Consider the following 14,061-nt stretch of genomic DNA (forward strand, 5'->3'; position numbering starts at 1 on the left):
AAATTAACGAATTCTTTGGATTATTTTATAATTGTTATATAAACATTGTTACTCCCGGGCTGAAGTGAAAGAAGATGTTCTGTTTACGTCATTTGGGCATGTTCTGGACGGGAATCACGAAACGTTTAAATATTTCCTGATACACTTTTGATTTGAGGTAAAATTAATGGCAGATTTACCTATTGCTGCAGTTGTGCGAATTGCCAAGAAGAATGGTGCTGAGAGAGTCGGCAGCGACGCTGCCGCGGCACTCGTTGCGAAGGCTGAAGATTACATCGCGAACCTTACCAAGGAAGCAAACAGGCTCGCACTTCACGCCGGGCGTAAGACGATCAAGGAAGAAGATGTAGAGCTTGCGGCAAAGTCCGCATAAAACCTCCTTCCTATCCAAATTCCGAAAGCAGCAACAGGGAAACAATCAAGGTGGCATCACATCTCTATTCCGGGATCATTCCCGTAGCGTAGTTTCTCCCTGCTGCTAACCCTATTATTCTGTCCTGTGTTCCCGTGGATATCCGGGCGGACATCCTGGGAAAGTACTATATATACATATGCAAGGCATAAGCGAATGGCGCATTAATTTTAATCTCTACAAAATATCGTATATTGCCCTATTTAGAGGGCATGGGGGGGGTTGATGACCGGACAGGTGTCGGTGCAGAGAGAAAAAACCAGGCCTGACATAGTTCATTCTATACAGGATCTGGCCAGTATTGGCCATCCTGCAATAGAATATCTCACCCTTGCGCTCCGGGAGGAGGACAAAAGGGTGAGAATCGAAGCAGTAAAGGCACTGGGCGAGATTGCTGATCCCTGCTGCTGTGGTCATCTGGCAGCACTGCTCCAGGACGGGGACAGGGATATCAGGCTCGCTGCGGTAGTTGCGCTGGGAAAATTGGGAGATATAAAGGCATGCAACTCCCTTTTCCAGGCTAGTACGGACGAAAATTGTTTCGTCAGAGTTGCAGCGCGTGAAGCGCTTGCCCGCATCCTGAAGAAAGAATCGGGAGCGGATGTATCCTGTATGGCAGGGCCTGACCGCCTGTGACCATCAGGACACAGTCACCTTTCATCGAAGAGTCCCTTTTGTGCTGGGAATGTCTTTTTCGGAACCCGTGATCCTCGTAGCCTCGCCGAGTGCGATACCGAACGCCTTGAACGCGGCCTCGCACTGGTGATGATCGTTCTTTCCGTGGAAGAGGAGGTGAACGTTGATCCCTGCCCTGGTACAGAGACTGTAGAAGAAATGTTCGAAGAGGTCGGCTTCGATACCCCCTACTGCAAGGTTATAGAATGAGCCTTCATACACAAGGCATCCCCTGCCGCTGCAGTCCATCGCCACCGTGGCCAGGGACTCGTCCATCGGCACGATGGCGTGGGCAAACCTCCGTATGCCTCTTCCCTCGCCTATCGCCTCGCGTATTGTGTCACCTATAACGATCCCGGTATCCTCCACTGTGTGGTGGGCGTCGACCTTCAGGTCGCCGACTGCCTGCACCGAGAGGTCGATCCGCCCGTGCCGGCCCATGGAGTGGAGCATGTGGTCGAGGAACGGGATACCGGTATTGATGTCGCATTCCCCCGTTCCGTCGAGATCGAGGTGTACGGTAATATTGGTCTCCCTGGTCTTTCGCGTGATATCAGCTGTTCTCATTAGAAGCCTCCAGGGCGTCATGCAGCCTTATTTTCCCGCTATAAAGTGCAGAACCCAGTACTACACCATATGCGCCAGCCCTTTTTAATCCTTTGACGTCTCCTGGAGAGGATACGCCCCCTGCAACGGTCACCGGCAGGCCGGTATGCCGGATAAGCATCTCAACGGGATCCAGGAGGACCCCCTGCTGAAGTCCTTCCACGTCGACGTTGGTATAGAGCAGGGAACCCGCACCCTTCTCCTCGAATACCGTGGCCCAGGCGAGGTAGTTGCCTCCGCTCTTCTCCCAGCCCTCGATGGCGATCTCGCCTCCCTTTGCGTCGACACCGGCCATGATCCTGTGCTTCCCGTAGGTATCGGAGAGCAGGGTAAGGATATCGGGGTCCCTGGTCGCCGCCGTACCGAGGATGACCCGCTCCACCCCGATATCGAGCCATGACCCCGCATCCCCGGAGGTCCGGATCCCGCCTCCCAGCTGGATCTCCACCCCGAGCTCGCGGATAAGGTCGCGGATGAGTGCCGCATTCTTCCCTGCATGGCCGAACGCCCCGTCAAGGTTGACCACGTGGAGGGCATCCGCTCCCTCGCCGAGCCACCTGACGGCGCATTCGAGGGGTGTCCCGAACACCGTCCTGGTCTCCCGCTTACCCTGGACGAGCTGGACACATTGCCCGTCGAGCACGTCAACCGCAGGAAAAACTCTCATGTTACCGGATCATGCGCTGGATGGACATCACCAGGATGTCCCGGGCCCCGGCCCGTTTCAGCTGGCTGATCAGCCGGTACACCCGTTCTTCGCTCACCACCGCATGTACTGCCACCAGGTCCTCCTTCGAGGCCACTTCCATCACAGTCGGTCCAGAGAGGCCGGGGAGCACGGACTTGACTTCTTCGAGGCAGGAGCGGTGGACGTTCATCATGAGATAGCATTGTCCGCCGGCCCTGAGCACGCTCTCGAAGGCGAGGACGATCTCGTCGATCTTCTCCCGCTTCTCTGCACGTGCCGCTTTATTGGCGATGAGAACCGTGGTGCTCGCAAGAACCTCTGCGATCGGTACCAGGTGATTCTGGCGGAGCGTGGTCCCTGAACTCACCAGGTCGACGATCGCGTCCGAGATCCCCAGGTACGGGGTGGCTTCGCAGGCGCCTCCCACCGGAACGATGGTGACCCTGACCCCGAGTGTCCTGAAATATTCCCGGGTGATCGCGGGGAACTCGGTGGCGACCCGCGCTCCCGCGAGATCCTCCGGGGAGGAATAACGGGAATCCTCCGAGACTGCGAGCACGAGCCTCGCAGACCCCATCTGGAGGTCGAGCAGTTCCTCGACGTCGGAGCCCCTCTCCCGGACCATGTCCCTCCCGGTGATGCCCAGGTCTGCGGCACCGTTCGCCACGTACTCGGGGATATCGATCGGCCGGGCGAAGAGCACCTCGATATGGGGATCGGGGGTGCGGGAGATGAGCCTCCGCTCGCCCGAGTCCAGGAGGTGGAGCCCGCTCTTCTCCATCAGCTCCATGATGGGGACTGCGATCCTCCCCTTGTTGGGAACGGCAAGCCTGACTACGGGTGAATTGCTCCGGTCCGGCGTGGATTGTTCGGGAACGGTCATACGATCAGAAGGTGCGTACCTCACCCATGATGATCTTTTCCGTGATGCAGGTCACGTTCGCGAGCCCTTCATCGATGATGGCATCGATGTCGCCCTGAATACGGCGGAGCTCGACGTCGGGGCTCGGCAGTACCTGGACGCTCGCCACGAGCGGCCGGTCGATCGGTTTTCCGATCTGAGAGAGGAGGCGGATATAGATCTCGTCGATCCCTTCGACCTTCTTCACGCACTCCTGGGCGAGCTGGGTGGAGAGGATATTGTAGATCTTCCCGATATGGTTGATCGGGTTCTTCCCGCTGGTGGCCTCCATGCTCATGGGCCGGTTGGGGGTGATAAGCCCGTTGCACCGGTTGCCCCTGCCCACGGACCCGTCGTCGCCCATCTCGGCAGAGGTCCCGGTCACCGTGAGGAAGACGCTCCCGGTATCGATATCGTCTGCGGTGTTCACGTCGACGACTACCTTCCGGTTGGTGAACTTCCTGGCGATCTGTTCGGCTTCTTCCTTGAGCAGGTCCTTGGTCTCGCAGTACTGGGCTAGTCCGGAGAGGTAACGGTCCACCATGGCACAGGCCACGGTGAGGGTGATAGTATCGCCGTCACGGAGGCCCATGATCTTGATGTCCTGCCCTATGGCCGGGTGGCGGGGCCGAAGCACGTCGTCGATGTAGTCCGAGAGCGCGAGAGTGATGCTCTCGACCTCCGAGAACGGAGCGTGACCTACGCCGAACGAAGTATCGTTTGCCCGGGGGATGCTGTCCTGGCAGGGCTTGAATACATCGCGGAGATCCGTGGAACCCGTGCCCAGCCGGCAGTCGATGATGATGTCCCGGTCGAGGTTCAGGTTGGTCAGGGTCTTTTTCAGGTAGTGCCGGGCGGCTTCCAGCGCGATGGAATCGGTAGGGATATTCACCCCGTCGAACTGCTTGGTCGCCCTGCCGTCGAGGAGCATGTAGATGGGCCTGGTAACTTTTCCGCCGCCGTAATGGGGCATGGATTCGCCGGCCACGATCTCCCCCTGATCGGTATTGTGGTGGAGAATCGCGCCGAATTCTTCCAGGTAGGCCATCGAAAGGGCCCGGCTGATCGACTCGGCCACCCCGTCCGCAAGACTGTCAGGATGCCCGATACACTTCCGCTCTACCAGCTCTATCTCCTGCTGCTCGAGCGGTACCTGGGAAAGCGCCTCTATTTTGATGTTCCTCTTCATGAGATACCTCGATGTATGGATGGTTGATTATAATAAATCAGCATGTAACTGACTTAATTATTCCTTTCAGGTTGTCCGCTACCGGATACCGAATATCGTGGGAAGCGATTCGCGATGAAGTCAGGTCATGGATGCAGGGCATTCCGGGGCAGAAAAAAATACGCAAATATTATATCACGGAACGGTCTCATGGCGGATCTTGTTGTATCCCGGAATGAAACGGACCGCACTTTTTATGCCCGGAGGGGAGAACCTCGCATTCACGATTCTTATGAGACAAGGCAGACAGTCCCGGAGAGAAGACTCTTCGCCCGCCGACAGCGCCGCTTCGCGTGGGGACCGGGTGCCGGGAGACGAACTCTGGAATGAACCGCCGATCCCTCCGGGGCCGTTCTTCTCACTGGTCGACACCGGGATGCACGGGGTAATGATCATATCCGCGATCAGGGCCGGCATAGAAACCGGAGTGTTCCGCGAACTGGAGCAGCCCCGGGCTCTTCCCGATCTTTCCCGTGCCACGGGCATCCGCGAAGAATTCCTGGTCCCCTACTGCGCAGTGCTGAGTACATTAGGCCTTCTCCGGGAAGAAGAGGGCCTTTATCAGAATTCCCCTCTTGCATCGACCTATCTCTTCGAAGGTTCGCCGTACTCCCAGATAAGCTACCTGGAGAAGACCTCCCGGATGGTAGAAGACCTCTGGGAGGGCCTGCCCGGGATCCTTCGCGACGGTCCGGTCTCCTACATGAGGGAAGATTTCTACGACCGGCTCATCCTCCCCTCGATGGCGGAGAATTCGCTCACCGGGAGGCTGCAAAGGACGGTCCGTGCAATAGCGGCCCTTCCCGGGTTCTCTTCCTTTCGGAAGATGATCGATCTCGGGGGCGGGCACGGGCTCTACGCAATTGCCCTCGCACGTGAAAATCCCTTCCTTGAAGCGATAATTTTCGACCTTCCCGGGGTAACCCCGCTCGCGGATGAATATATCCGGTGTTACCATGCCGCACGTGTAAGGACGGTATCGGGAGACTTCTTCAAGGATGAAATCGGGGAGGGGTACGACCTGATATTTTCTTCTTCAAACCCCAGCGGGAAGAGCATCGGGATTTTGGACAAGATTCGCTCCGCACTGAACGAGGGCGGCTACTTCGTGAACGTCCAGTCGGACGATGAAGGACACCGGGACGCGTATTCCGCCCTCGAGTGGCAGCTCTGGACCATAGGCAACCGCCCGAAGGGAAAAGGAACTTTTACCAAGGAACAGCCGTTCCTTACCCCGGAATACCGCGACGCACTCGCCTCGCACGGGCTGGACATAATCTCCGAGCAGAAGGTCCGCGACGATTATCACCCGCACGCGACCGTCACCCTGATAATCGCGCAGAAAGTGTGAGGCGAGCGTATCGTTCTTTTACATTTACCGAGACCTGACAGGTCATCCGCGAATTAATTCACGGGCAGGAATTCACACAAATTGCGATCCGGAATTCGATGAACTATGAAAGGGACTTCATTATTACAGGGGCTGGAATTCAATAATTCAATTGGAGAATGGTAAAAAATTCAGTTAACTGACCCTCCCCAAATCCGAATTCCTGTCGGCACACCGGGTGAAACCGGGAAAAACAACAGGGGGATTATTACCGCCTGAAGAATCCTTTCTTCTTCTGCTGCGTCTTTTCCGGCTCCGGGGCAGGCGGGGGGGATTTTACGGGAGCCGCGGGGGTGGGATCCTGAGTTTTCGGTGCAGGGGCGGATTGTATGTTATTCTGCCCTGTATGGAGCATCCTGGTTCCGCAGTACGGACAGAAGTTCGCATTCGGGGGGATTCGCTTTCCGCAGTGGTGGCAGAAGAGGATCTGCGTCTGGCTCGGCGGGGAGGGAGCCTGGTAGTTTCGTGGTGCTGCAGGCGGGACCGGGGATGGGGTCTGCCGGACCGGGGGTTCTGGCGGGGCATTCCTTTCAGGCTCCCGCTGCGGAGCAGCAGGCTCATCCCTGGGCTGTGCGGGCGGGGTCCAGATCGGCGACACGATGATGGTCTCCGAGAGACTTCGCGCTTCCGGTGCGGTGGCCGGTGCCGCGGATTTTGGTCCGCCGGTCGTCCCCGTCTGCGGATGATGCTGGATAAGGTGGACCCACTCCTCGACCTGCGTGTTCCGGTCCTCTCCCGTGTGCACGAAAGTCATCTTCATGGTCCGGACATCGTCATCCGATGTACGAATGGAGAGCACGAGGACCGGTTCGCGGGCGGGTGAGATCTCCAGGTACCCGTCGATTATCGAATCCACAGGGATCTCCTTTGCGGTAACCCCGGGTTTGGCGTCGCTCTGATCTACGAGAAAAAGTCGTCGATCGGTAAGGTACGCCTCAAACCTGAATTTTTTTATCTGGATATCGGGGGTCCAGATCAGGAGTTCCTCTCCTGGCTGGAGATAGCGTTCCGGGCCGGTCAGTTCTTCTTCCGGATCAGGGTCTCCGGTGCGGTGTTCGGATCCGTTCATAATACCGTCCTTAGTATGTTACAATTTCTCCGGCACTGTTTATATTGTTTCCAGGTTGGCCGGGTTCGGGAATTTAACCGGGAGGTGTGCCGGGTCGGGGTTCCGGATGGACCGGTATCCGGGCACCGGATTTTTTAAAATCCCACTCCCCCTGCCCTTTCCACATCAGGGGCGAACAAGTTTCCCTCCGTCAGACTAAACCTCCCTTGCCGGGATTCACTTTTCAGGAAGACGTTTGATGGAGGACAGGGTGCCTTAACCCCCGGAGGGTGCCCCGGCAGGGGATCTGTAACGATTCGAGGCGGTCTCGTCCTCAACAATCCAGTCATTTCCACGGAATATCCTGTGCAGGCGCCGCAGAGGGGGGCAGCGGCCCGGGAGCTCCTTTCCTGGCGGACACAAAAAAGGGAGGAATTCTTCAGATCAATTCCTTGATCAGCCTCGGGATCTCCGAGGGCCGGGTTGCGACCGGGACGCCTCTCTTCTTCAGGCGCTCGATCTTCGATCGGGCATCGCCTTCGCCGCCCTCGATAATTGCTCCTGCATGACCCATGCGTTTCTCCGGCGGGGCGGAAACCCCCGCGATATAGGCCGCGATGGGGAGGTCCGTTGACGCGGCCCCCTCTTCCTCGAGGTTTCCACCCACCTCGCCGACGATGACGACCGCCTTGGTCATGGGGTCCTGCTCGAACCGTTCCAGCACGTCCACGAAGGTCTGGCCGATCACCGGGTCTCCCCCGATGCCCACCACCGTGCTCTGGCCGAGCCCGGCACGGGTGAGCTCGTCGACGATCTCGTAGGTGAGTGTCCCGCTCCGGGAAATTACCCCGATGTTCCCCCGGGAGAAGAGCCCCGAGGGCATGATGCCCATCTTGACCTCTCCGGGGGAGAGGAGGCCGGGGCAGTTCGGCCCGATCACCGCACACCCGTTCAGGGTGGCGAAGGAGATGGCCTTCATGGTGTCGTGGACCGGGATGTGCTCGGTGATTGCCACCACCAGTTCGAGTCCCGCGTTCGCCGCTTCCATGATGGAATCCATGGCCCCTCCTGCGGGTACGAACAGGACGCTCGCGGTTGCATCGTGCTCGCGGAGTGCCTCCCTGATGCTGTTATACACCGGGACGCCGTCGACCTCCTTTCCTCCCTTCCCCGGAGTTACTCCGGCGACAATACCCCTTCCTCCCACCGAGCGGGCATACTCATTCATCAGGGGAATGTGGAATGCTCCCTGCTTGCCGGTGGCGCCGGTGACAATCACCCCGGTCTTTTTGTCTCCGTAGATCATTTCACCGCCTCCACGGCCGCCTTGACGACCTGGTCCATGGTGTCGAGCATCCTGTATCCCTTTCCGTCGAGCAGCCTCCTGCCTTCCTGCTCGTTCGTTCCTGCGAGCCTCACGATGACGGGCTGTTTCACGTCTGCCTGGATGATCCCTCTCGCGACCTCGTCGCACCGGGTGATCCCCCCGAGGAGGTTCACCACGATCACCTTCACCGTCGGGACGCCTGCGACCAGTTTTACGGCCCGCATTACCCTCTCCTGCTCGGCACCGCCGCCCACGTCGAGGAAGTTCGCCGCCTGGCCCCCGTAGAACTCGATAAGGTCCAGGGTCGCCATGGTGAGCCCCGCACCGTTTCCGATGACGCCTATCGAACCGCCGAGTTCCACATAAGAAAACCCGTGCTGTTCCGCCTCCCGCTCCCGCTCGGAGAGGTCCCGGTTGGCAGTTATCCCCTGTCTCCCCAGGGCATTGTCATCAACGATCAGTTTGGCGTCCGCGGCGAACACCCCGGACGGGGTGGTGACCAGGGGGTTGATCTCGGCAAGAATGGCGTCTTTTTCAGAGAACACCCGGTAAAGCATATTTATAACCGGACCGATCTCCTTCGGGGCCTTCCCGAGGAGGTCCCGGATCATGAACGGGGGAAGGTCGTGCATGAGCAGGGGGATCGAGACCCTCCTCACCGCATCCGGGCTGTTCTTTGCCAGGGACTCGATGTCCACTCCTCCCGCGTCGGCGAAAAGGACGAGTGCCTCTTTCGTCGACCGGTCGACCGCGACGGAGAGGTAGTACTCCTGCTGGATGGGAAGACGCTCCTCTGCGAGGATCTCGCGGACCGGGAGACCCTTGATGGTCTTCCCGAAGAGCTCTTTCGCCGTCGCGATACCGTTCGCCTGGTCCGCCATCAGAATTCCGCCGGCCTTGCCCCGGCCGCCCACGTCTACCTGTGCCTTGAGCACGAAGCCCGGTCCGAGCGATTCCATCTTCCCGGCCAGTTCCTCCGGGGAGCGTATCAGCACGTTCTTCGGGACCGGGATGCCGTACTCCGAAAAAATCCTCTTTGCCTCGTATTCCAGAAATTTCATTGCTATTCAGCCCCTTTTGCAAGATCGAACCCCAGGCGCATCGCCTTGAGGTTGAGCGACTCGGTCCCTTTCGGCACCGAGTCGAGGATCGCTTTCTCGATGGCGGTCTCTCCCACCACCTTCGTCACTTCGACCAGCGCCCCGAGCATGATGATGTTCGCCACGATGTCCCTGCCGAGCTTCTCCTTGGCCTCCCGTGTCGCGGGGATCTCCACGTACCGACACTTCGGACGGGACTGCACCAGGCTCGAGTCGAGGACCATGACCGCGTCCTCGGTCGCCAGGGCGCCGTATTTCAGGAAGCCCTCCTGCGACATGATGACGAAGATGTCCGGGGTGGTGACCTTGGGATAGAGGATGGGCGTGTCATCGATGATCACCTGGCTCATTGACGCCCCGCCCCGTGCCTCGGGCCCGTAGACCTGCGTCTGGACCGCGAATTTCTGGTCGTACATCACCGCGGCCCTCCCAAGAATGACGGCGGAGAGGATGATTCCCTGTCCCCCGAATCCAGAAAACCGTATCTCGTGCCTCATGGGCGCACCCCCAGGGCCGGCCGGTTCCTCCGGGCGAACTCTCCCACAAGGATCGTGTCCGCCGGGACCGGCTCTCCCTGTTCTTCGAGGCGGTGCGCCTTCTGGAGGAGCATCGCGTGGGTCCGCATGTACTCGACCTGGTCCATCACCTGCCGGAACTTGTTCCGCCTCCCGTAATTCGTCGGGCACTGGACCAGGGCCTCGATGAACGAGAGCCCGGGAGTCTCCAGCCCGGCGAGCACCGCCCTGGTGAGCTCCTTCACGTGGTAGGAGGTCCAGCGGGACACGTAGTTCGCCCCGGCAGCCATGGCCAGCTCGCACAGGTCGAAGGGAGGTTCGGAAGACCCGTAAGGCGTGGTGGTGGAGATCGCCCCCGACGGCGTAGTGGGGCTTCCCTGCCCCCCGGTCATCCCGTATATCTGGTTGTTCATGCAGACCACGGTGATATCGATGTTTCTCCGGCATGCGTGGATGAAATGGTTCCCACCTATTGCCGCCAGGTCTCCGTCGCCGGTGAAGACCACCACGTGAAGGTCCTTGTTGGCCATCCTGACCCCGGTGGCGAATGCAAGCGCCCTCCCGTGGGTGGTGTGGAGCGAATCGGTGAGGATATATCCCGGTGCACGTGACGAGCACCCGATCCCGGAGACGAACACGGTATCTTCCCTCTTCCAGCCTATCTGGTCTACGGCGGAGAGGGTGCAGTTGATGACCGTCCCGTTCCCGCATCCCACGCAGTAGATGTGAGGGAGACGGTCCTCCCGGAACCAGTCCTCGTAGCTCATCGGCCTGCCTCCAGGTACGATTCCAGTTCCTCCGGGGTGTGGAGCGCACCTCCAAGTTTCGGGATTGGAACGACCTCGCAGTCCGTGTGCCGTTCGATCTCCCGCGCTATCTGACCCATATTCTGCTCGGGTACCAGGAAACGGCGTGCGTTCCGGAATTTTTTGAGGGCCGATTCGGGGAACGGCCAGACGACCTTAAGCCTGAGATGGCCGACATCGCTTTCTTTCCGGTCGTGGATAACCTGCTGGACGGTTCTCGCGGGAGACCCGTAGGTAACGAAGACCTGCCCGGCGTCGGGGTTTACCACTTCGTAGTCCGCGATCTCGTCCCGGGCCGTCTCCACCTTCGCGACCAGCCTCATCACCAGCTCCTCGTGGACGCTCGGGCTGGTGGCGCAGGGGTATCCCCGTTCGTCGTGGGTGAGCCCGGTTACGTGCACCCCGAACCCCTTCCCAAACTGGGGAAATCCGGGAACAAGGCCGGGTCCCGCCTTAAAGGGGAGCTCTCCCGGTGCCAGGGGCCTCCGCTCCCACCGCTCCACCTGGTCAGGGATCTCGATCCGTTCCCTCATGTGCCCCACGATCTCGTCCCCCATCAGAAAGACGGGGACCCTGTAACGGTCGGCGAGGTTGAAGGCCTTGACGGTGAGCTCGAACATCTCCTGGACGCTCGCAGGGCAGAGCGCGATGACGCTGTAGTCGCCGTGCGAGCCGAACCTGCACTGCATCATGTCTCCCTGCCCCGACATAGTGGGCTGGCCGGTACTCGGCCCGCCCCGCTGGATATTGACCACCACGCAGGGGGTCTCGGTCATCACCGCAAACCCGATATTCTCCATCATCAGGGAGAATCCCGGCCCGCTCGTGGCGGTCATGGCACGGGCCCCGGTCCACGAAGCGCCGATGATGGACGCCATGCTGGCGATCTCGTCTTCCATCTGGATGAACACCCCTCCGAGCTTGGGGAGCTTAATCGCCATATGCTCGGCGACCTCGGTGGAGGGAGTGATGGGATAACCCCCGAAGAACCGGCATCCCGCGGCGAGTGCACCCTCGGCACAGGCCGTGTTCCCCTGCATGAACTCAATCCTGGTCAAAACTCGATCACCACCTTCTTCTTCTCCTCCGGTTTCTCCTCTTCCCAGCGGATCGCCTGGTCGGGACAGATCATCTGGCACATCCCGCAGAGCTTCCTGCCATAGAGCTTCTGGAGCCGGCAGTTGGCGCATCGCTCCGGCCGGTCGAGTTCGGGGGTGTATACTCCCCGCTCGTTCGGTTTCTTCCCGGGCTTGAAGATCTTGTAGGGGCACACCAGGGTGCAGAGGTTGCATCCCTTGCACCTGCGTTCATCGATTACCAGTTTCATGATCCGATTCCCTTATCGTGAAAATTCCCTGTCGAATGACTCCCGGGCGGACTCTTCCACCTTCCCGAAGAGGTCGTTCCCGTGAGTGTCGATCCCCACCACCAGGGGCAGGTCGGTGAGCGAGATCTCCCAGATCGCCTCGGCCATACCGAGATCAGAGTAATAGACCCCCTCGAGCCGCATGCAGGAGGACGCGAGTGCGGCACATCCCCCCGTGAACGCGAAATATACGCCCCTGCCCTTAAGTTGTTCCACTACGCCCTTTCCCATGCCGCCTTTTCCGATCAGGCCTTTAACCCCGCGGTCGAGGAGGAACCCGGTGAGGGCGTTCATCCTCGCCGAAGTGGTGGGCCCGGCGGCGACGATCCGGTCTCCCTGGATCACGGGACCGCAGTGGTAGACGACCGCCCCGCAGGGGTCGAAGGGGATCCCCTCCTCCATCATCCTGAGATGGGCCTCGTCCCTCGCGGTGTAGACTCTCCCTGAGAGGAGGACCCGGTCCCCTGCGTACAGGTCGGAGATCTCGTCTCCCAGGGGAGTGGCGAGCCGTACCGGCGTCACCGCCTGACCTCCACGGTGGCCCTGCGGCAGGCCCAGCACTGCACGTTCACTGCTACGGGGAGAGACGCAGTGTGGCACCCCGCCATCTTCACCTTCACCGCGAGGGCGGTGTTCCTCCCGCCAAGCCCCATGGGGCCGATGCCCAGCCTGTTCACCGCGTCGCAGAGTTCCTGTTCGAACGGTGTCATGCAGTCTATCGGCTCGAGCAGGGCCTCCTTGGCGAGCGCGGCGGCACCGTCGAAGGTCCCCCCGATACCTACGCCGAGGACCACCGGCGGGCAGGGCTTTCCGCCCGCGACGAGCATGGTCTCGGCCACGAACCGGGGTATCTGCTCTTTCTGGGAGGGGAGCAGCATGACGATGCGGGACATATTCTCCGCCCCCGCTCCCTTGGGGAGCACGGTAACGGTGAACCGTTCGCCGGGAGAGACGTGGATGGCAGGCATCCCGGGCCCGGTGTTGTCTCCCGTATTCTCCCGCGTGAGCGGATCGACGACATTCGGGCGGAGCGGGACTTCCTCCGTCGCCCTGCGGACCCCCTCCGCCACCCCTTCGTAGAGTTCGTCCGAGAGCGGGACTCCGGGGGGGAGGCTGATATAGACGACCGGCACCCCGGTATCCTGGCAGATGGGAACTTCAAGTTCCTCGGCACGGGCGATGTTGGCCAATATGTTCTCCAGCTCGCCCCTGGCGATCTCGCCGGTCTCCTCTGCGGCAGCCCGTTTCAGCGCGGCAACCACGTCGCTCGGGAGGCGTTTCTCGGCCTCGTGGAATGCATGTGCGGTAGCGTCAGCGACAGCGGCCCGCACGCGGAGTCCTGCAGAGGATGACATCGTTTATAATAGGGAGGGAAAAAGTATAATAATTTCTCGGATTTGTCAGGAGAACGACAAAAAAAGGAGATATACGCACCCAGCAGGGGTGCTCACTCGGTGGCCGGGGCCTTCTCCGCCGGTACCTCGGTCACCGTCTTTTCGACGACGGTGATATAGGTGGGGGAGGGGAGCTTGTAGCCCCCGTGGCGGAGTGCGTCCTTGGCCTTTTCAAGGTACTGGGGAGTGGTGAAGCAGGTGAAGATCCGCTGGTCAGGTGCGACCCGTGCGGCGGTCCCGACGGCCTTGCCGAACGCGAGCCTCATTCCTTCCGAGACACGGTCCGCACCAGCCCCGGTTGCCTGCTTGTTCTCCCGCAGCACGTGGTGGGGGAAGGTGCGAAGCTTCAGATGGAAGTTCATCCTTCCCACGTCCTTGATCAGTTTCCTGTTGATGCTGATACGGGCGGCCTCGAGGGCGGTGTGCCGGATCTGGCATCCCTCGGTGACCACCAGGTTGATCTCAAGGGGGAACTCTCCGGAGAGATTCCCCATCTCGAACTGCACAATCTTGCTGCCTGGCACCCCGCCCATATATTCCCTGCGGGTATATGCCTTTTTGGCCAGGCTCCTGTACATTTTTGCCGGTTTTCGAACCATTTCCTG

17 protein-coding genes are annotated in these 14,061 nt (G+C 59.9%); 3 read left to right on the forward strand and 14 right to left on the reverse strand.

Features of this window, described 5'->3' with window-relative positions; translation table 11 throughout:
* The first annotated feature begins 166 nt into the window (after positions 1 to 166).
* Both J2741_RS12180 and J2741_RS12185 read left to right on the forward strand, forming a co-directional pair.
* A complete protein-coding gene (locus tag J2741_RS12180; RefSeq protein WP_209675956.1) occupies positions 167 to 373 on the forward strand; it encodes a histone family protein in 207 nt (68 codons plus the stop codon).
* 264 nt (positions 374 to 637) lie between these two features.
* Positions 638 to 1,048, forward strand: coding sequence for a HEAT repeat domain-containing protein (locus J2741_RS12185; protein WP_209675958.1), 411 nt, complete (start codon positions 638 to 640; stop codon positions 1,046 to 1,048).
* Between the two features lie 21 nt (positions 1,049 to 1,069).
* Here J2741_RS12185 and hisB read toward each other — a convergent pair whose 3' ends face one another.
* From hisB to J2741_RS12205, 4 genes are read right to left on the reverse strand one after another with little or no spacing between them, the layout of a single operon-like run.
* A complete protein-coding gene (gene hisB, locus J2741_RS12190; protein WP_209675960.1) occupies positions 1,070 to 1,654 on the reverse strand; it encodes an imidazoleglycerol-phosphate dehydratase HisB in 585 nt (194 codons plus the stop codon).
* Positions 1,641 to 2,360, reverse strand: a complete 720-nt coding sequence (hisA, locus tag J2741_RS12195; RefSeq protein ID WP_209675962.1) for a 1-(5-phosphoribosyl)-5-[(5-phosphoribosylamino)methylideneamino]imidazole-4-carboxamide isomerase — start codon at positions 2,358 to 2,360, stop codon at positions 1,641 to 1,643. Before hisA ends, hisB begins: the two co-directional genes overlap by 14 nt.
* 1 nt (position 2,361) lies before the next feature.
* Positions 2,362 to 3,264 carry an ATP phosphoribosyltransferase gene (gene hisG, locus J2741_RS12200; protein ID WP_209675972.1) on the reverse strand — a complete coding sequence of 301 codons (903 nt, stop codon included), beginning with the start codon at positions 3,262 to 3,264 and terminating at the stop codon, positions 2,362 to 2,364.
* A gap of 4 nt (positions 3,265 to 3,268) precedes the next feature.
* A complete protein-coding gene (locus J2741_RS12205; protein ID WP_209675974.1) occupies positions 3,269 to 4,471 on the reverse strand; it encodes a methionine adenosyltransferase in 1,203 nt (400 codons plus the stop codon).
* Positions 4,472 to 4,685: 214 nt separating this feature from the next.
* Between J2741_RS12205 and J2741_RS12210 the strand changes: the two genes are divergently transcribed.
* Positions 4,686 to 5,861: a methyltransferase gene (locus tag J2741_RS12210; RefSeq protein WP_209675976.1), complete on the forward strand. Its 1,176-nt coding sequence runs from the start codon at positions 4,686 to 4,688 to the stop codon at positions 5,859 to 5,861.
* A 247-nt stretch (positions 5,862 to 6,108) separates the two neighbouring features.
* On the opposite strand, the gene J2741_RS12215 is transcribed toward J2741_RS12210, so the two are convergent.
* From J2741_RS12215 to J2741_RS12260, 10 genes are all read right to left on the reverse strand, one after another.
* Complete coding sequence (locus tag J2741_RS12215) at positions 6,109 to 6,969, reverse strand: zinc ribbon domain-containing protein (protein WP_209675978.1); 861 nt, start codon at positions 6,967 to 6,969, stop codon at positions 6,109 to 6,111.
* Between the two features lie 418 nt (positions 6,970 to 7,387).
* Positions 7,388 to 8,254: a succinate--CoA ligase subunit alpha gene (gene sucD, locus J2741_RS12220; protein WP_209675980.1), complete on the reverse strand. Its 867-nt coding sequence runs from the start codon at positions 8,252 to 8,254 to the stop codon at positions 7,388 to 7,390.
* Positions 8,251 to 9,336, reverse strand: a complete 1,086-nt coding sequence (locus J2741_RS12225; RefSeq protein WP_209675982.1) for a succinate--CoA ligase subunit beta — start codon at positions 9,334 to 9,336, stop codon at positions 8,251 to 8,253. The genes sucD and J2741_RS12225 overlap by 4 nt, the downstream gene beginning before the upstream one ends.
* A gap of 2 nt (positions 9,337 to 9,338) precedes the next feature.
* Positions 9,339 to 9,872 carry a 2-oxoacid:ferredoxin oxidoreductase subunit gamma gene (locus J2741_RS12230; RefSeq protein WP_209675984.1) on the reverse strand — a complete coding sequence of 178 codons (534 nt, stop codon included), beginning with the start codon at positions 9,870 to 9,872 and terminating at the stop codon, positions 9,339 to 9,341.
* Positions 9,869 to 10,657, reverse strand: coding sequence for a thiamine pyrophosphate-dependent enzyme (locus tag J2741_RS12235; RefSeq protein WP_209675986.1), 789 nt, complete (start codon positions 10,655 to 10,657; stop codon positions 9,869 to 9,871). The genes J2741_RS12230 and J2741_RS12235 overlap by 4 nt, the downstream gene beginning before the upstream one ends.
* Positions 10,654 to 11,754: a 2-oxoacid:acceptor oxidoreductase subunit alpha gene (locus J2741_RS12240; RefSeq protein WP_245249800.1), complete on the reverse strand. Its 1,101-nt coding sequence runs from the start codon at positions 11,752 to 11,754 to the stop codon at positions 10,654 to 10,656. The genes J2741_RS12235 and J2741_RS12240 overlap by 4 nt, the downstream gene beginning before the upstream one ends.
* Positions 11,751 to 12,023, reverse strand: coding sequence for a 4Fe-4S dicluster domain-containing protein (locus J2741_RS12245; protein ID WP_209675988.1), 273 nt, complete (start codon positions 12,021 to 12,023; stop codon positions 11,751 to 11,753). The genes J2741_RS12240 and J2741_RS12245 overlap by 4 nt, the downstream gene beginning before the upstream one ends.
* A gap of 12 nt (positions 12,024 to 12,035) precedes the next feature.
* Positions 12,036 to 12,584, reverse strand: a complete 549-nt coding sequence (locus J2741_RS12250) for a FumA C-terminus/TtdB family hydratase beta subunit (RefSeq protein WP_209675990.1) — start codon at positions 12,582 to 12,584, stop codon at positions 12,036 to 12,038.
* On the reverse strand, positions 12,581 to 13,417 hold the full coding sequence (locus J2741_RS12255; protein ID WP_209675992.1) for a fumarate hydratase: 837 nt from the start codon (positions 13,415 to 13,417) through the stop codon (positions 12,581 to 12,583). Before J2741_RS12255 ends, J2741_RS12250 begins: the two co-directional genes overlap by 4 nt.
* A 92-nt stretch (positions 13,418 to 13,509) precedes the next feature.
* Positions 13,510 to 14,055, reverse strand: coding sequence for a 50S ribosomal protein L16 (locus J2741_RS12260; protein ID WP_209675994.1), 546 nt, complete (start codon positions 14,053 to 14,055; stop codon positions 13,510 to 13,512).
* Positions 14,056 to 14,061 lie beyond the last annotated feature (6 nt).

This window comes from Methanolinea mesophila, from assembly GCF_017873855.1.
Taxonomy (GTDB): Archaea; Halobacteriota; Methanomicrobia; order Methanomicrobiales; family Methanospirillaceae; genus Methanolinea_B; species Methanolinea_B mesophila.